This window comes from Actinoplanes sp. NPDC049599, assembly GCF_044465625.1.
Taxonomy (GTDB): Bacteria; Actinomycetota; Actinomycetes; order Mycobacteriales; family Micromonosporaceae; genus Actinoplanes.
Genome location: NZ_JBITLX010000026.1, coordinates 18,286 through 34,551, shown reverse-complemented (window position 1 = coordinate 34,551; position 16,266 = coordinate 18,286). Strand labels below are relative to the sequence as shown.

At 71.1% G+C, this 16,266-nt stretch carries 18 protein-coding genes; 10 read left to right on the top strand and 8 right to left on the bottom strand.

Annotation, left to right across the window (positions count from 1 at the left end):
* Window position 1: 1 nt before the first annotated feature.
* Window positions 2–850, bottom strand: coding sequence for a c-type cytochrome (locus tag ACIBQZ_RS33355; RefSeq protein ID WP_396092817.1), 849 nt, complete (start codon window positions 848–850; stop codon window positions 2–4).
* Window positions 851–900: 50 nt separating this feature from the next.
* Window positions 901–1,497: a heme-copper oxidase subunit III gene (locus tag ACIBQZ_RS33350; protein ID WP_396092816.1), complete on the bottom strand. Its 597-nt coding sequence runs from the start codon at window positions 1,495–1,497 to the stop codon at window positions 901–903.
* Window positions 1,498–1,606: 109 nt separating this feature from the next.
* On the opposite strand from ACIBQZ_RS33350, the gene ACIBQZ_RS33345 reads away from it, so the two are divergent.
* The 4 genes from ACIBQZ_RS33345 to ACIBQZ_RS33330 all read left to right on the top strand — a co-directional run bounded on the left by ACIBQZ_RS33345 (window position 1,607) and on the right by ACIBQZ_RS33330 (window position 4,584).
* Window positions 1,607–2,635: a cytochrome c oxidase assembly protein gene (locus ACIBQZ_RS33345; protein ID WP_396092815.1), complete on the top strand. Its 1,029-nt coding sequence runs from the start codon at window positions 1,607–1,609 to the stop codon at window positions 2,633–2,635.
* A gap of 51 nt (window positions 2,636–2,686) precedes the next feature.
* A complete protein-coding gene (locus ACIBQZ_RS33340; RefSeq protein WP_396092814.1) occupies window positions 2,687–3,133 on the top strand; it encodes a hypothetical protein in 447 nt (148 codons plus the stop codon).
* A 53-nt stretch (window positions 3,134–3,186) separates the two neighbouring features.
* Complete coding sequence (gene trpD / locus ACIBQZ_RS33335; protein ID WP_396092813.1) at window positions 3,187–4,251, top strand: anthranilate phosphoribosyltransferase; 1,065 nt, start codon at window positions 3,187–3,189, stop codon at window positions 4,249–4,251.
* 126 nt (window positions 4,252–4,377) lie between these two features.
* The gene (locus ACIBQZ_RS33330; RefSeq protein WP_396092812.1) at window positions 4,378–4,584 is read left to right on the top strand and encodes a hypothetical protein; all 207 of its coding nucleotides are present in this window, start codon (window positions 4,378–4,380) and stop codon (window positions 4,582–4,584) included.
* 129 nt (window positions 4,585–4,713) lie between these two features.
* Here ACIBQZ_RS33330 and ACIBQZ_RS33325 read toward each other — a convergent pair whose 3' ends face one another.
* Both ACIBQZ_RS33325 and coxB read right to left on the bottom strand, forming a co-directional pair.
* Window positions 4,714–5,139, bottom strand: coding sequence for a cytochrome c oxidase subunit 4 (locus ACIBQZ_RS33325; protein WP_396092811.1), 426 nt, complete (start codon window positions 5,137–5,139; stop codon window positions 4,714–4,716).
* Window positions 5,140–5,148: 9 nt separating this feature from the next.
* The gene (coxB, locus tag ACIBQZ_RS33320) at window positions 5,149–6,012 is read right to left on the bottom strand and encodes a cytochrome c oxidase subunit II (RefSeq protein WP_396092810.1); all 864 of its coding nucleotides are present in this window, start codon (window positions 6,010–6,012) and stop codon (window positions 5,149–5,151) included.
* 240 nt (window positions 6,013–6,252) lie between these two features.
* Here coxB and ACIBQZ_RS33315 point away from each other — a divergent pair, with 240 nt between their 5' ends.
* Window positions 6,253–7,389 carry a cysteine desulfurase family protein gene (locus ACIBQZ_RS33315; protein WP_396092809.1) on the top strand — a complete coding sequence of 379 codons (1,137 nt, stop codon included), beginning with the start codon at window positions 6,253–6,255 and terminating at the stop codon, window positions 7,387–7,389.
* Complete coding sequence (locus ACIBQZ_RS33310) at window positions 7,386–7,598, top strand: sulfurtransferase TusA family protein (RefSeq protein WP_396092808.1); 213 nt, start codon at window positions 7,386–7,388, stop codon at window positions 7,596–7,598. Before ACIBQZ_RS33315 ends, ACIBQZ_RS33310 begins: the two co-directional genes overlap by 4 nt.
* Here ACIBQZ_RS33310 and ACIBQZ_RS33305 read toward each other — a convergent pair.
* The 4 genes from ACIBQZ_RS33305 to ACIBQZ_RS33290 form a co-directional block, all read right to left on the bottom strand.
* The gene (locus ACIBQZ_RS33305; protein ID WP_396092807.1) at window positions 7,574–8,134 is read right to left on the bottom strand and encodes an AAA family ATPase; all 561 of its coding nucleotides are present in this window, start codon (window positions 8,132–8,134) and stop codon (window positions 7,574–7,576) included. The two genes, ACIBQZ_RS33310 and ACIBQZ_RS33305, sit on opposite strands and share 25 nt — an antisense overlap.
* 4 nt (window positions 8,135–8,138) lie before the next feature.
* Window positions 8,139–9,122, bottom strand: coding sequence for a carbohydrate kinase family protein (locus ACIBQZ_RS33300; RefSeq protein WP_396092806.1), 984 nt, complete (start codon window positions 9,120–9,122; stop codon window positions 8,139–8,141).
* 134 nt (window positions 9,123–9,256) lie between these two features.
* A complete protein-coding gene (gene erpA, locus ACIBQZ_RS33295; protein ID WP_203776979.1) occupies window positions 9,257–9,631 on the bottom strand; it encodes an iron-sulfur cluster insertion protein ErpA in 375 nt (124 codons plus the stop codon).
* Between the two features lie 100 nt (window positions 9,632–9,731).
* Entirely contained in the window at window positions 9,732–10,844 is a 1,113-nt protein-coding gene (locus tag ACIBQZ_RS33290; RefSeq protein WP_396092805.1) for a glycerate kinase, read from the bottom strand.
* Between the two features lie 49 nt (window positions 10,845–10,893).
* Between ACIBQZ_RS33290 and ACIBQZ_RS33285 the strand changes: the two genes are divergently transcribed.
* The 4 genes from ACIBQZ_RS33285 to ACIBQZ_RS33270 all read left to right on the top strand — a co-directional run bounded on the left by ACIBQZ_RS33285 (window position 10,894) and on the right by ACIBQZ_RS33270 (window position 14,607).
* The gene (locus ACIBQZ_RS33285; protein WP_212990411.1) at window positions 10,894–11,043 is read left to right on the top strand and encodes a hypothetical protein; all 150 of its coding nucleotides are present in this window, start codon (window positions 10,894–10,896) and stop codon (window positions 11,041–11,043) included.
* 61 nt (window positions 11,044–11,104) lie between these two features.
* Window positions 11,105–12,319, top strand: a complete 1,215-nt coding sequence (gene nadA, locus ACIBQZ_RS33280) for a quinolinate synthase NadA (protein WP_396092804.1) — start codon at window positions 11,105–11,107, stop codon at window positions 12,317–12,319.
* A 217-nt stretch (window positions 12,320–12,536) separates the two neighbouring features.
* On the top strand, window positions 12,537–13,892 hold the full coding sequence (gene murA / locus ACIBQZ_RS33275; protein WP_396092803.1) for a UDP-N-acetylglucosamine 1-carboxyvinyltransferase: 1,356 nt from the start codon (window positions 12,537–12,539) through the stop codon (window positions 13,890–13,892).
* A 79-nt stretch (window positions 13,893–13,971) separates the two neighbouring features.
* On the top strand, window positions 13,972–14,607 hold the full coding sequence (locus ACIBQZ_RS33270; protein ID WP_396092802.1) for a DUF3043 domain-containing protein: 636 nt from the start codon (window positions 13,972–13,974) through the stop codon (window positions 14,605–14,607).
* The last annotated feature ends 1,659 nt before the right edge of the window (window positions 14,608–16,266 follow it).

Sequence of the window (16,266 nt, the reverse complement as noted above, 5' to 3'; positions counted from 1 at the left end):
GTCATGACTTCCCCGCAATCCACAGCGCCGCGAAGACCAGGATCGTGATGCCGACGACGAAGATCGCCAGCCCCTCGGTGACCGGACCGTACCGGCCCAGGTTGAACAGGCCGCCCGGGTCCTTCTCATCCTGGAGCTGCATCTTCACGTACGTGATGATCTCGCGCTTCTCATCCGGGCTGAGCTCGTTGTCGCCGAAGACCGGCATGTTCTGCGGCCCGGAGAGCATCGCCGCGTACATCTGCTCGGTCGTCGCGTCGTGCAGGCTCGGTGCGTACTTGCCCGAGGACAGGGCGCCGCCGCCGCCGCCGAAGCCGTGGCACGAGGTGCAGTTGACCCGGAACAGCGAGCCGCCGCGGGCCAGCGCCTCGGGGTTCTCCTCGAGGGTGACGGTCAGGTCACCGCTGGGCACCTGCGGGCCGCCACCCAGCTCCTGGATGTACTGGCCCAGCTGCTTGGTCTGCGCCTTGTCGAACTGCGGCGGCTTCTGCTCGGCCTGGGCCTCCTGGCGGGTCATCGGCATGCGGCCGGTGCCCACCTGGAACTCGACCGACGCCGAACCTACGCCGATGAGGCTCGGCCCGCGGCCCTCGACACCCTCGGCGTTGCGCCCGTGGCACGTGATGCAGCTGTTGTCGAAGAGCGCCTTGCCCTCCTGCGCGGACGCGGAGAGCTGGCGGTCGTCGTCGGCGAACGCACCCGGGGCGAAGGCGGTGTAGACGCCACCGGCGAGCGCGAGCGCCGCGAGCATGCGGGCCGCGGCGCCGAGCCGGCGCCGCACCCGGCTGGGCGCCGACCGCCGCCGGTTGAACACCCGGAAACGCCGGCCGGCGGGGGTGTCAGAAGTCATGGGCTGTGTCCTCTGGGTTCTCGACCTTGAAACTCACGGGCGGCGGGCGACTACTGCAGCCAATAGATCATGGCGAACAGCGCGATCCACACGACGTCGACGAAGTGCCAGTAGTACGACACCACGATCGCCGAGGTCGCCTGCGCCGGGGTGAACCGGCCCATGGTGGTTCGGATCATGTAGACGATGAAGGCGATCAGACCGCCCGTGACGTGCAGACCGTGGAACCCGGTCGTCAGGTAGAACATCGAGCCGTACCCGTCGCCGTTGAGCGTCACGCCCTCGTGCACCAGCGTCCGGTACTCGTTCGCCTGGCCCAGCACGAAGATCAGACCCATCACGAAGGTGAGCGTGAACCAGCGCCGCAGCGCGAACACGTCGCCCTTCTCCGCCGCGAAGACACCGAGCTGGCAGGTGACCGAGGAGAGAACCAGGACCACCGTGAACACGGTGGCGTACGGGACGTTGAGTACCTCGGTGTGCTCCGCCCACATCTCGGGAGCCGCGGCGCGGATCGAGAAGTACATGGCGAACAAGGCCGCGAAGAACATGAGTTCACTGGAGAGCCACACAATGGTCCCCACGCTGACCATGTTGGGTCGGGTCAGCGAGTGGATCCGGCTCTTGTCGATGGCTGCCGCAGTCACGGGCTCATTATTGCCCCGCGATCACTCGAAGATGTCGCGGGGGGCCCAATCCGGTGCGACTCCACTCCCCGTGCGCTGGTGGCCGCCCCCGGGGGCCTAGCCTCGAAGGGTGCAGCCCGTCGAATCCACCACGCTCGCGGCGGCCGCGGGGGATACTGTCCTGCCGCCGTTCAGCGTCGCCGAGATCTTCACCCAGGTCCGGCTGACCAGCCTGCTCGCCCTGTTCCTGGTGATCGCCGGCGCCGTCTACCTGTACGGCGTGCACCGGCTGCGCCGGCGCGGCGACGACTGGTCCCGGGGGCGCACGGTCGCGTTCCTGGCCGGCGGCCTGGGCTCGATCGCCGCGGTCACCGTGACCGGCCTGGAGGCCTACGACACCGCGCTGGTCAGCGTGCACATGGTGCAGCACATGGTCCTGTCCATGGTGGGCCCGATCTTCCTGGCCCTGGGCGCGCCGGTGACGCTGGCGCTGCGCACGCTGCCGGCCGCGAACCGCAAGGTGCTGCTGGCGGTGCTGCACAGCCGGGTCGCCCGGGTGCTGACGTTCCCGCTGGTCGCGTTCGGGATCTTCGTCGCGAACCCGTTCGTCCTCTACTTCACCGGGCTCTACCGGGCCACCCTGGAGCACGCCTGGCTGCACGAGTTCATCCACGTGCACTTCATCGTCACCGGATGTCTGTTCTTCTGGCCGCTGCTGGGGCTGGACCCGCTGCCGAACCGCTGGCCGTACCCGGCCCGGGCGCTGCTCATGGTGCTGTCCGTGCCGTTCCACACGGTGCTCGGGCTGACCATCATGCAGAGCCGCACGCTGCTCGGCGGCGACTGGTACCCGAGCCTGAACCTGGCCTGGTCGGACCCGTGGAACGACCAGGTGGTGGCGGGCGGCGTGCTGTGGGCCGGCGGCGAGATCGTCAGCGTCACCATGCTGGGCATCCTGGTGCTGCAGTGGATCAAGCAGTCCGAGCGCGAGGCCCGGCGGATCGACCGGGCGCTGGACCGCGCGGAGGCCGAACAGGAACGCCGCGGCGAGCCCGGCGCCGAGGCCGGGGAGGGTCACCCGGCTGCCGCGGGCCCGGCGGCGGCGACCAAGATCACAGAGCCGGCCCCGACGGTACGACCACAGCCGGACGCGCGATAGCCGGTTCGGTACCATCAGCGAGCACCTACCAGCGTGGGAACCGGGGCATACATGAGCGACGACAACAAGCCGCAGCCGGACAAGTACACAGTCCTGCTGTACAGCGACGACCTCGCGGTCCGCGACCAGCTCAGGCTGGCGATCGGCGTCCGCCCCGCCGCCGACCTGTCCGTGGAGTTCGTCGACGCCTCCACCTGGGAGGAGTGCCGGATCCTGCTGGACACCTACGAGATCGACCTGATGGTCCTCGACGGCGAGGCGGCCCCGGCCGGCGGTCTGGGCATCGCCCGCCAGACCAAGGACGAGTACGCGACCCCGCCGCCCACCTGCGTGGTGATCGCCCGCGCCGCCGATCGCTGGCTGGCCGCGTTCGCCCAGGTGGACGCCACCCTGGTGCACCCGCTCGACCCGGTGACCACCGGGCAGACCATCGCCGGCATGCTCCGCGGCCGCCGCAACGGCGTCGTCCCGCTGGGCACCATGGGCACGCTGGGCTGATGAACCCCTCCCTCGAAGGCTGATCAAAACCTCCCCCCGAAGGAGTGCCCCGGATGGGAGCACCGACCTGGCCGAACCTGCTGAGCGTCCTGCTGCGGGCGGAGGAGCTCACCGCGCAGGACACCGCCTGGGCCATGGGCGAGATCATGGCCGGCAACGCCACCCCGGTGCAGGTCGCCGGTTTCGCGGTCGCGCTGCGGGCCAAGGGCGAGACGCCCGGTGAGCTGGCCGGGCTGGTGGAGGCGATGCTGGCCAACGCCACCGTGGTCGACCTGCCCGAGGAGGTCCGGGCCGGCGCCGTGGACGTGGTCGGCACCGGCGGCGACCGGGCCCACACGGTCAACATCTCCACGATGGCCGCGATCATCACGGCGGCCGCCGGGGTCACCGTGGTCAAGCACGGCAACCGTGCCGCCTCGTCCGCCTGCGGCACCGCCGACCTGCTGGAGTTCTTCGGCATCCCGCTGGACCTCGGCCCCGAGGGCGTGGCCCGGACGGTCCGCGAGGCCGGGATCGGCTTCTGCTTCGCCGCCCGTTTCCACCCCGGCATGCGGCACGCCGCGGTGACCCGGCGTGAGCTGGGCCATCCCACGTTCTTCAACGTGCTGGGCCCGCTGACCAACCCGGCCCGGCCGCGCGCCGCCGCGGTCGGCTGCTTCGACCGGCGGATGGCGCCGGTGATGGCCGAGGTCTTCGCCCGGCGCGGCGACTCCGCGCTGGTGATGCGCGGCGAGGACGGCCTGGACGAGTTCACCACCGCGGCGCCGACCCGGGTCTGGACGGCCAAGGACGGCGTGGTCACCGAAACCGTCGTGGACGCGGTTGATCTGGGCCTGCCCCGCAGCAACCCGGGCGACCTGCGCGGCGGCGACGCGGCCTTCAACGCCGACGCCGCGCGGCGCATGTTCGCCGGCGAGAAGGGCCCGGTCCGCGACGCGGTCCTGCTCAACGCGGCGGCCGCGTTCACGGCGCACGCGGGCTTCCCCGGCGCCTTCGCCGACGCCATGCGGGCCGGCATCGACCGGGCCGCGCAGACAGTGGACTCGGGAGCGGCCACCGCGCTGCTGGGCCGCTGGGTCGAGGCCGCTCAGGCCGCGAAGGCCGCCGAGCCCGCCTGACCGGTCCGGCGGCCGGCCAAAATTTTCCTGACACGCCGGGCCGGGTTCCTCCGGTCCGCGGCGGGCCCGTGACAACGTTTGAACGACATTCGGGTCAATCCACCTTCCGGCGAAGAGGAGCCACCCGTGCGAGATCGCGAACTGCGCTGCGTCATCTGCGACATCGAGCTGCCGTTCGAGACGCCACCCTGCGTCGACGGCCACGACGAGGAGTGCCCCGAGCTGCTCTGCACACGCTGCGGCGCGGCGGAGATCGTCGCCCCGGTCACCATCCGCGTGCTGCTGTCCGCGGGCGGGTCCCGGGTGGCCCCCCAGCAGCGCCGGGCGGCCTGACCCACACCCGGAGTGCCGGTCGGCGGGAGCGGACCGGCAGCGGCGTGCTGAGCGGATCGCAGCACTCAACGGCAAAACGGAAGGCCCGCACCCCCGAGGGGTGCGGGCCTTCCGGACGTTGCGGGCCGCTCAGTGCTCGGCCGGGTGGCGGGTGCCCGAGTAGTACTCGAACAGCAGGCCGCAGGCCGCGAAGATCACCAGGACCAACCCGAACGCGACCAGCCACCACTGCCAGAACACCAGGCCCATAGCGGCGGTCGAGGCGGCCAGCGCCAGGCCGAACGGCCAGTAGCTGCCCGGGCTGAAGAAGCCGACCTCGCCGGCGCCCTCGGCGATCTCGCCGTCCTCGCGGTCCTCGGGCCGCAGGTCGATGCGCCGGGCCACGAACCAGAAGAAGCCACCGCACATCGCGCAGAGCAGGGCGGAGAGAGACAGCGCGATGAAGCCGATCCACTCGAGCTGACCGACCTCGGCGCGGGTGTAGAAGGCGTAGACCACGGCCGCGCCGAACAGGAACAGGGCGACGCCGGCGAAGATCTTGTATTCGGTCTTCAACTCGGGCCCCTACTTCCCCGCCGCGGTGGCGCCGGACTGGTTCCAGCCCTGGTCGGTCCGCCGGCTGTCGAACGGCTGCGTGGTGGTGGCGAAGCTCTGGTCGCCGGTGTAGCCGATCGCACCCATGGCGTCCTGGGTGGAGCCGCCGGCCACCTTGGCGGCGAGGAACTGGTCGAACTTCTCCGGGGAGACGACCACCAGCTCGAACTGCATGAAGGCGTGGTAGGTGCCGCAGAGCTCGGCGCAGCGACCGACGTAGCGGCCCTCCTTGTCGAGGGTCACCTCGAAGGTGTTGCGCACGTTGCCCGGGAACACGTCACGCTTGAAGAGCATCTCCGGCACCCAGAACGAGTGGATGACGTCGCGGCTGGTCTCCTCGAAGCGGATCTTCTTGCCCGTGGGCAGGACCAGCAGCGGGATGACGTCGGTCGAGCCGAGCGTCGACGCGACCGTCTTCGCCTCCGCGCCGGGCGCGTCGCGGTAGTTGAACTGCCAGTTCCACTTGAACGCGACGACCTCGACGGTCATGTCCGGCTTGGCCGACAGCTTGTCCACGTCGGTCTGCACGATCGCCGTGTAGTAGAAGAGCACCGCGACGATCAGCACCGGGGTCACCGTGTACAGGACCTCGAGCGGCATGTTGAACCGGGTCTGCACGGGCAGGTTGTCACCGCGCTTGCGATACCGGATGACGCACCAGAAGATCAGGCCCCAGACGAAGACGCCGACCACCAGGGCCGCGATCGTCGACGCGATCCAGAGGTCGTACATCTTGTGGGCCTGCAGGCTGATGCCGCCCTCGGGCCAGCCGAAACCGCCGAAGGCTCCGCCGACGCCGTTCAGCGAACAGCCCGACAGCAGGGCCAGCAGCATGGCACCACCGACACCGAGCCCGGCGAGCCGTACGACACGCGGTCGCGCGACCGAACTCCTTGAGACCACCTGCTCCTGCCTCCCTGAAGCACCGCCCGGTGCGCCGAATCCGGACACCAGCGGCAAGGTGTCACCGACGGTCGCACACTACTCGACCTGGCCGGGTCCCCCGGGGACCGGGGGTCGGATCTTCGGGCTGCCCCCGAAACCCCTGATCATGTGGACGATACCGTTCGGAGGGTGGAAAACACGCCCGATCCTGCGTACCTCGACGCGGCCAGTGCGGCTCCGCTGCATCCGGTCGCCCGCGAGGCTCTGTTCGCCGCCCTGGCCGACGGTTGGGCCGATCCCGACCGGCTCTATGCCGCCGGCCGGCGGGCCCAGCAGCTTCGCGAGGCGGCGCACGCCAGCATGGCCGAATCCCTCGGGGTACGCCCCGACGAGGTGTCCTTCCTGTCCTCGGGCACGGCCGCGGTGCACGCCGCCGTCCTGGGCGGGCTCGCGGGGCGGGCCCGGGCCGGCCGCACCCTGGTCCACTCGGCGATCGAGCACTCGGCGGTGCTGCACGCCGCGGCGCGGGCGGGCACGGCGGTGCCGGTCGGGGTCGACCTCGCCGGCCGGCTCGACGTGGACGCGTGGCGGGCGGCCGTCGGCGCGGACGGGGTGGCCCTGGCCGCCCTGATCAGCGCGAGTCACGAGGTCGGCACCGTGCAACCGGTCACCGCCGCCGCCGAGGCGTGCGCCGAGCACGGCGTCCCGCTGCTCGTCGACGCCGCACAGTCGGTCGGCCGGGTGCCGGTGCCGCCGGGGTGGTCACTGCTGACGGCCAGCGCGCACAAGTGGGGCGGGCCGCCGGGGGTGGGCGTGCTGGTGGTGCGCAAGGGGGTGCGGTGGCTGTCGCCGTACCCGGGTGATGATCGTCACCGGCCGCGGCCGGTCGGCGCGCTCGATCTGCCGGCCGTGGTCGCGGCCGCGGCCTCGCTGCGGGCCGTGCTGGCCGAGGCGCCGGCCGAGGCCGTCCGGCTGGCCGCGCTGGTGGACCGGATCCGGGCGACCGTCGCGGCCACCGTGCCCGACGTCGAGGTGGTCGGCGACCCGGCGCGGCGGCTGCCGCACCTGGTCACGTTCTCCTGCCTGTACGTCGACGGCGAGGCCCTGCTGCACGCGCTCGACCGGCAGGGCTTCGCGGTCTCGTCGGGCTCCTCCTGCACGGCCTCGACGCTGCGGCCCAGTCACGTGCTGGAGGCGATGGGGGTGCTCAGCCACGGCAACGTGCGGGTGTCGCTGCACCGGCGGACGACCGAGGCCGAGGTGGACCGGTTCCTGACGGTCCTGCCCGGCACGGTCGCCGCGATCCGGCGGGAGGCGGGGATGTGATCGAGGTGGACGCGCGCGGCCGGCGCTGCCCGCTGCCGATCATCGACCTGGCCCGGCGGATGCCGTCGGTGCCGGTCGGCGCGGTCGTCCGGGTGCTGGCGGACGACCCGGCGGCGGCCAACGACATCCCGGCGTGGTGCCGGCTGAAGGGCCAGGAGTACGTGGGCAGCCCGGCCCCGGACGTCTACGAGGTGCGCAGGGTCAGGTAGTCGACGACCGGGCCGACCGGGTCCGTGGCCAGGTGCGTGTCCACCACCAGGCGCGGGCCCAGGTAGGGCTCGTACTCGGTCTGGCGCTCCAGCACCCGCACCCAGTCCGGGATGTCGCCTTTAGTCCGTTCTAGGGTGGCGGGCGGGGCGGTTGGATGGCGATCGTGGGTGCGGGCCGCATACCGGGTCTCGACCCGGCGGCGGTGCTCGGCGTCGTCGCCGCAGACCACCTCGACGACCCGCAACGGCACGCCGAGGCGCTCCGCCAGCTCGACCCAGAGCTGCCGGGCCGCCTTCACCGGGTTCACCGCGTCGATGATCACGTGGTGGCCCATCCGCAGCTGGGTCTCCGCGAGGGCCGCCACCACCCCGTACGCGGCGTAGCCGGGCCGGGGTTCGGTGACGTCGTAGGCGCCCATCGTGAAGTCGACCGTGTCCACCGCCAGCACGGCGGCCGGCAGCACCGTCCCCACCTGCTCGGCCAGCGTGCTCTTACCCACGCCCGGCAGGCCGGCGAAGACGGCGAGGACCTGCATGCGGCTAGTTCGCGGCCGGCAGGTGCGGCTGGACGTCGGCGGCGGCCTCGTCGCCGTAGGAGTCGGCGAGGCGCTTGAGGAAGTAGTCGATCTTGACGTCGTACTCCTGCGGGCCGACCGTCTCCAGCACCAGCGCGGCGATCAGCGAGCCCACCTGCGCGGCCCGTTCGAGGCCGACGCCCCAGCCCAGGGCGGCGAAGAAGCCGGCCCGGAAGCCGTCGCCGACGCCGGTCGGGTCGTCCGGGACGACGTCCCGGGCGACCGGCACGTGGATCCGCTCGATCCCCCGGCCGGTGATCTCCACACCGTCCTTGCCCAGCGTGGTGACCCGGACCCGGACCTGCTCGAGGACCTGCTCGCCGGTGAGGCCGGCCTTGGTCTCCAGCAGCGAGCGCTCGTAGTCGTTGGTCAGCAGGTACTCCGCGCCGCTGATCAGCGTCAGCACGTCGGTGCCCTCCATCCGGGCGAGCTGCTGCGACGGGTCGGCGGCGAACGCGTAGCCGCGGGTCCGGCACTCCTGCGAGTGGCGGATCATCGCGGCCGGGTCGTTCGCGCTGACCAGCACCAGGTCGAGACCGCCCGCGCGCTCGGCGACCGGGGCCAGCTCGATGTTGCGCGCCTCGCTCATCGCGCCGGCGTAGAACGACGCGATCTGGTTCAGGTCGTCGTCGGTGGTGCAGACGAAGCGGGCCGTGTGCGCGACCTCACTGACGTGCACCGAGTCACAGTCGACCCCGTGCCGCTCGAGCCAGGACCGGTAGTCGGCGAAGTCGGCACCGACCGCGCCGACCAGGATCGGGCGCAGGCCGAGCTTGCCCATGCCGTACGCGATGTTCGACGCCACGCCGCCGCGCCGCACGACCAGGTCGTCGACCAGGAACGAGAGCGAGACCTTGTGCAGCTGGTCGGCGATCAACTGCTCGGCGAACTTGCCGGGGAAGTGCATCAGGTGGTCGGTGGCGATCGAGCCGGTAACGGCGATCTTCATGTCGGCCCTCGAGGTCGGGTGCGATTACCGGGTGAGCCTACCGGCCGTCGACTCCGCCGACATCCGGGCGTCACCTGGCGGACATGCGCAACGGCCGCCCCCTCCAGCGAGGGGACGGCCGTTGGGAAAGCGGATCAGTGGAACGAATCACCACAGGCGCAGGAGTTCTGCGCGTTCGGGTTGTCGATGGTGAAACCCTGGGCGTCGATACGGTCGGCGAAGTCGATCGTGGCACCCGCCAGGTACGGCGAGCTCATCCGGTCCACCACGACCTCGACGCCGTCGAAGTCGGCGACGATGTCGCCGTCCAGCGACCGCTCGTCGAAGAAGAGCTGGTACCGCAGGCCGGAACAGCCGCCGGGCTGTACGGCGATGCGCAGGCGCAGGTCGTCGCGACCCTCCTGCGCGATGAGACGCTTGACATTGGCGGCCGCGACGTCGGTCAAGATGACGCCGGTCGGCGCGGCCGTGGTGGCCTCGGTCGACTCGGTGTGCGCTTCAGTGGTCACGGTGCGGTTCTCCTGCCGGTCCGGTGATGTGCCGTACCGGCCAACGCTAACTCTGTTCGGGTGTATTCCCAATTGCCGGGGCCGAGATGTCGCCCACGGGTCACCTGCTCCACTGCCGCGCCAGGCTCGCGGCGACCTCACGCAGGCCACGGGCGGGCTCGGCCAGCGCCTGCGCCTCGGAGCCGAAGTGCTCGACCAGCGCGTACGTCTCGGTGACGCCGGCGCCGGCAGCCTCGCGGTGGCCGGTCTCGTTACGCCCGGCGATGACCACGCAGGGCAGGCCGCGGTCGCGGGCGCCGTTGGCGATGCCGGCGGCGACCTTGCCGCGCAGCGACTGGTGGTCGAACGAGCCCTCGCCGGTGATCACCAGGTCCGCCGCGTCGAGCTGCTCCTCGAGCCCGATCAACGCCGTGACCAGGCCGATGCCGGAGATCACCCGGCCGCCGAGGGCGAGCAGGGCGGCGCCGATCCCGCCGGCCGCGCCGCCGCCGGGCAGGGTCCGCAGGTCGGGCACGCCGAACGCCTGCTCCAGCACGCCGGCGAAGTGGTCCAGGGCCGCGTCCAGCCGCAGCACGTCCTCGCGGGTGGCGCCCTTCTGCGGGCCGTAGACGTTGCTGGCGCCGTGCAGGCCGACCAGCGGGTTGTCGACGTCGGTGGCGGCCACGATCCGGGCGTTCCGCAGCCGCGGGGTGCCGTCGATCGCGGCCGCGGTGATCAGCGGCCGGCCGCCGTACGGCAGCGCGTAGCCGTTGCCGTCGATCGGGGCGGCGCCCAGCGCGGCCAGCATCCCGGCGCCGGCGTCGTTGACCGCGGAGCCGCCGAGGCCCACCACGATCTCGGCGACGCCGGCTTCCACCGCGGCGGCGAGCAGCAGGCCCAGCCCGTACGAGGTAGCGGTGTTGACGTCCCGCTCCTGCTTGCTCAGCAGGTGCAGGCCGCAGGCCTGGGCGCTCTCCACGTAGGCCGTGCCGTTGACCAGCAGCACCTCGCCACGGGCCGGGCGGCCCAGCGGGTCGACGGTGTCGACCGGGAGCCGGCGGCCGCCGAGCGCGGTGCCGAGCACCTCGACGAAGCCGGGGCCGCCGTCGGAGAGCGGGCGCAGCACGGTCTCGTCGCCGGGCGCGGTGGCGTGCCAGCCCTCGGCCACCGCGGTGGCGACCTCGGAGGCGGTCAGCGTGCCGGCGAACTTGTCGGGGCAGATCAATACGCGCACGCTGCGAAAGTACAGGTATCGCACAGGTGGCGGTGTCACGCTGGGTGGCATGGCCACTCTCATGCAGCGACTGCAGATGTTCCTGCGCAGCCCGAAGGGGCAGAAGATCGTCCAGCAGGGCCAGCGTCAGCTGGCCAAGCCGGAGAACCAGGAGAAGCTGCGCCGGCTCGCGACCAAGTTCCAGGGCCGCCGGCGCTGAGTGCCCTAGGACACTCTCTCCTCGGCCGACGGCGCGGCAACCTTGTGGAAACATGGTTGCCGTGACGTCGACCTGGACCGAACCCGGAAACACCGCCACGGCGCTGCTGCTGCTCGGCCGCGGCACCGATCCCGCCAGCGAGCGTGGCGTCGACTGCCCCGGTGATCTGCCGGCGCCCAGCGACCCCGACCTGGTCGCCCGCGCCACGGCGGCCAAGGCCGCGCTCGGCGACCGGGTCTTCGTGCTGGGCCACCACTACCAGCGTGACGAGGTCATCCAGTTCGCCGACGTCACCGGCGACTCGTTCAAGCTCGCCCGCGAGGCCGCCGCCCGGCCCGGGGCCGAGTTCATCGTCTTCTGCGGCGTGCACTTCATGGCCGAGAGCGCGGACATCCTGACCGGCCCGAGCCAGCAGGTGATCCTGCCCGACCTGGCGGCCGGCTGCTCGATGGCCGACATGGCCGTGCTGGGCCAGGTGGAGACGGCCTGGGAGCAGTTCACCGACCTGGGCATCGCCGGCGACATCGTCCCGGTCACCTACATGAACAGCTCCGCCGACATCAAGGGCTTCGTCGGGCGCAACAACGGCGTGGTGTGCACCTCGTCCAACGCCAAGCGGGCCCTGGACTGGGCCTTCGAGCGGGGCCCGTCCGACCACCCCACCACCGCCCTTGACCGGACTGAAGGCAGCCCGAAGGTCTTCTTCCTGCCCGACCAGCACCTGGGTCGCAACACCGCGGTGCTCGACATGGGCTTCGAGCTCGACGACTGCGTGCTCTACGACCCGCACAAGCCGGACGGCGGCCTCACCGCCGAGCAGCTCCGCGACGCCAAGATGATCCTCTGGCGCGGGCACTGCTCGGTGCACGGCCGGTTCACCATCGACAGCGTGCGCGAGGTGCGCGAGCGGGTCCCCGGCGTGCGGGTGCTGGTCCACCCCGAGTGCAAGCACGAGGTGGTCCGCGCGGCCGACGAGGTCGGTTCGACGGAATACATCATCCGGGCCCTCGACGCGGCGCCGGCCGGCTCGGCCTGGGCGGTCGGCACCGAACTCAACCTGGTACGCCGAATGGCCCTCGCCCATCCGGACAAGCACATCACCTTCCTGGACCGGACGGTCTGCTACTGCTCGACGATGAACCGCATCGATCTGCCGCACCTGGTGTGGGCGCTCGAGGAGCTCGTCGCGGGCCGCGTGCCGAACCAGATCACCGTCGATCCGGAGACCACGAAGTACGCACGGGTGGCCCTCGACAAGATGCTGGCGCTCCCGTAAAAACTCACTCTGAGTAACTGTCGATGAGCCGAGCGCACGGCCGTACCTTTTTCTTGGCTTAATCATCAGCAATTCGTGCCGCCTTGGGCGTTGTGATGATTTCTGCTCTGGTCACGCAGGGCTATGCTGCCCGGGCGGCAGCCGCCGGTCCCCCATCGTCGGCTGCACCCCCTGACCGCATCCGGGCGCGCTGACGCGCCCGCCTCTGGAGGTTGCGTTGACCGACGACGTCCTGGCCGTACACGGCGGTACGCCGCTGCACGGGCAGATCCGGGTCCGTGGCGCCAAGAACCTGGTTTCCAAGGCCATGGTGGCCGCCCTGCTGGGCGAGACCCCCAGCCGGCTCTTCGACGTGCCGCGCATCCGCGACGTGGAGGTCGTCCGCGGCCTGCTCGGCCTGCACGGGGTCATCGTCACCGATGGCGCCGACGACGGCGAGCTGGTCATGGACCCCACGAACGTGGAGAGCGCCAGCAGCGACGAGATCAACGTGCACGCCGGCTCGAGCCGGATCCCGATCCTGTTCTGCGGCCCGCTGCTGCACCGTCTCGGGCACGCGTTCATCCCGGACCTGGGCGGCTGCCACATCGGGCCGCGCCCGATCGACTTCCACATCCAGGCGCTGCGCCAGTTCGGCGCGGTCGTCGACAAGACGCCCGAGGGCATGCACCTGACGGCGCCCAACGGGCTGCACGGCACGAAGCTGGAGCTGCCGTACCCGAGCGTGGGCGCCACCGAGCAGGTGCTGCTCACCGCGGTGCGCGCCGAGGGCGTGACCGAGCTGCGCAACGCGGCCATCGAGCCGGAGATCATGGACCTGATCTGCGTGCTGCAGAAGATGGGCGCGATCATCACGGTGCACACCGACCGGGTCATCGAGATCCTCGGCGTACCGAAGCTGCACGGCTACAACCACAAGCCGATCCCGGACCGGATCGAGGCCGCCAGCTGGGCCGCGGCCGCGCTCGCCACCCGCGGCGAGATCGAGGTGCTGGGCGCCCAGCAGGCCGACATGATGACGTTCCTGAACGTCTTCCGCTCCATCGGCGGCGAGTTCGAGATCACCGACGCCCGGGTGGCCCGCACCGGCGTGACCGGCGTCGAGGGCGGCATCAAGTTCTGGCACCCGGGCGGCGAGCTCAACGCCGTGGCGCTGGAGACCGACGTGCACCCGGGCTTCATGACCGACTGGCAGCAGCCCCTGGTGGTGGCCCTGACCCAGGCCCGCGGCCTGTCGATCATGCACGAGACGGTGTACGAGCAGCGCCTGGGCTACACCGACGCGCTGAACGCGATGGGCGCGACCATCCAGGTCTACCGCGACTGCCTCGGCGGCACCCCGTGCCGCTTCGGCCGCCGCAACTTCAAGCACTCCGCGGTCATCGCCGGCCCGAGCAAGCTGCACGCGGCCGACCTGGTGATCCCGGACCTGCGGGCCGGCTTCAGCCACCTGATCGCGGCGCTGGCCGCCGAGGGCACGAGCCGGGTCTACGGCGTCGACCTGATCAACCGCGGCTACGAGGACTTCGAGGGCAAGCTGGCCGCCCTCGGCGCCCTGGTCGAGCGCGTCTGAGTTCCCTTTTCCCGAAACCGCGCCGGCCGCTGGTCGGCGCGGTTTCAGGTTTTCCGGCCGACTTGGCTACGCTGCTCACGTGCCCTCGCTGTTTCGCCGAAAGTCCACCGACCTCGTCTCCGACGCCACCGCCACGGTGACCGCCGAGCCCGAGCACTCGGCCACGTCCAAGCCCAAGGCCTACACGCCCTCGAAGAAGGAACTCGGCGTCGCCACGCCGAAGCGCACGAGCGCCCAGCGCCGGCACGACAAGGCGCAGGCCCCGGCCAACCGGCGCGAGGCGTACAAGCAGATGCGCGAACGCCAGAAGGTCGAGCGGGCGGAGTCCGCGGCGGGCATGCGAGCGGGCGACGAGCGCTACCTGCTGGCCCGCGACCGAGGCCCGGAACGCGCCCTGGTCCGCAACATCGTCGACGCCAAGCGCACGGCGGGCACCTGGTTCTTCGCGGGCGCGATCATCGTCTTCATCGGCTCGACGGGCGCCATGCCGACGGTGGTGCAGCTGGGCGCCAATCTGCTCTGGGCGATCCTGGCCATCGCGGTGGTCATCGACAGCGTGCTGATCTCCCGCAAGGTGAAGAAGCTGGTCACGGAGCGGTTCCCGGATACTTCGCAGCGGATGGGGTCGCTTTATCTCTACGGGATGATGCGCGGGCTGACCTTCCGCCGGATGCGCGTCCCTAAGCCTCAGGTGGAATTGGGCGACAAGGTCTGAATTTTATTGCGGTCGTGCCTGGTTGCATGGTGCTGACCGTCGCTCCCGCCGAACGCAGGGTGGTTGCATGTTCTATCCGCTGCCTGGTGGTTGCATGGGGGGCTTGGGGGCGGGGATAACCCACTCCGGGCGGTCAGGCTTGGTCCCTGCGTGGGTCATCCCCGCCCCCAAGCCCGTTGTGGTCAGCTTTGTTGCCTCTCCGCCGGCTCGGGTCGCTGATCGGCCAGCGGTCTTGTCACGCTGGGCGTGACCGACTCGCGATGAGTTTCACCTGGACGCCTCCTGCGGGTTGCTTATCAGCGCACGCCGCAGCCGCCGTCTCGTCCTCGCCCCGCCTTGTCCAGCCCTCAGCTCGCCGTTTCTTCCAGTCCGCCACGCCCTCGCGTCGCCCCGCCCTGCCCTGCCCCGCCACGCCCTGCCGCGCCTGCGCTCCACCCGCCGCGCTCTGCCTCGCCGCGCGCTGTCGCGCCAGTCCCGCCCGCCGCGCCCTACCCCTGCCGCGCCGCCCCTTCCACCCTGCCTCGGCTCGCCCAGCCCCCGAACTCTCCCGCCTTGGTGGAGCGCCCGCCTCGCCCCGCCCTGCCCAGCCCCGCCCTGCCCAGCCCCGCCCTGCCCAGCCCTGCCCAGCCCTGCCCAGCCCTGCCCAGCCCAGCCGCGCCCTGCCCTGCCCTGCCCAGCCCTGCCCCGCCGCGCCCTGCCTAGCAACCCCCCACCTCGCCCTGCCCCACCTCGCCCTGCCCCACCTCGCCCTGCCCCACCTCGCCCGCCTGCCGATGTCCGCCCGCCACACCCGCTCGCAGCGCCTTGGTTCGCTCTGCCCCTTTTGCGCGACTTGCAGGTCTCGTTATGCCACTTTCGCCCGACCTGTGTGTCTTGTGGGGACTCGGGCGCTGGCCAGGAGCCACTGCCACAGCACGTGCCGGGGCTCGGACTCGTCGACGAGGGCTCTGATTGCGGATCTTGGTGAGTTGAGGTGCTGCTAGAGAGTCTTTTGCGTGGTTGGTGTATCGGGCGATGGCAATAGCCCGCCGGAGTGACGTGGGCCGCGCGCCGACCGCTACCGACGCGCAAGATTTCGATCTTGTTGATGTGGGGTGAGCTCCGAACCTTAAGTCCACAAGATTGACAATTCGCTGCCCGCTTCGTGACTTTTACGCCCTTTGTTCCCTGAGGATTCCTGCGGTGTGAGAATCCTGCTCAATATGTGGGCCGGTGCTGCGGGTTCGGCGGTGGGCAGGCCTCCGGCAATGCTTGGCGCGGCCGTTCGGCGCGGCAGAAGCGTGTCGCCCGTCCGGGGATGGCGATCGATCATCACAACAGCCATGCAAAAGACTCTAGATCGGTTTTGCATTCCAAGATCTGGTGCGGGCTGCGCGGCGACTGACCGTGGTGCGTGGTGGCTAGCTCGGGTTCGAGATCGGCCGGGCAAGGGCGGTCGACGACTGAGCGTCGGAGGCGGGAGCCCGGAACCATGTCGTTGCCAGGGAGCCGGAACACATGTCGGCGCCAGGGAGCCGGACCGCATAGCGGCACCTGGGAGCCGGACCACATAGCGGCGCCAGGGAGCCGGACCACATAGCGGCGCCAGGGAGCCGGACCACATAGCGGCGCCAGGGAGCCGGACCACATAGCGGCGCCAGGGAGCCGGACCACATAGCG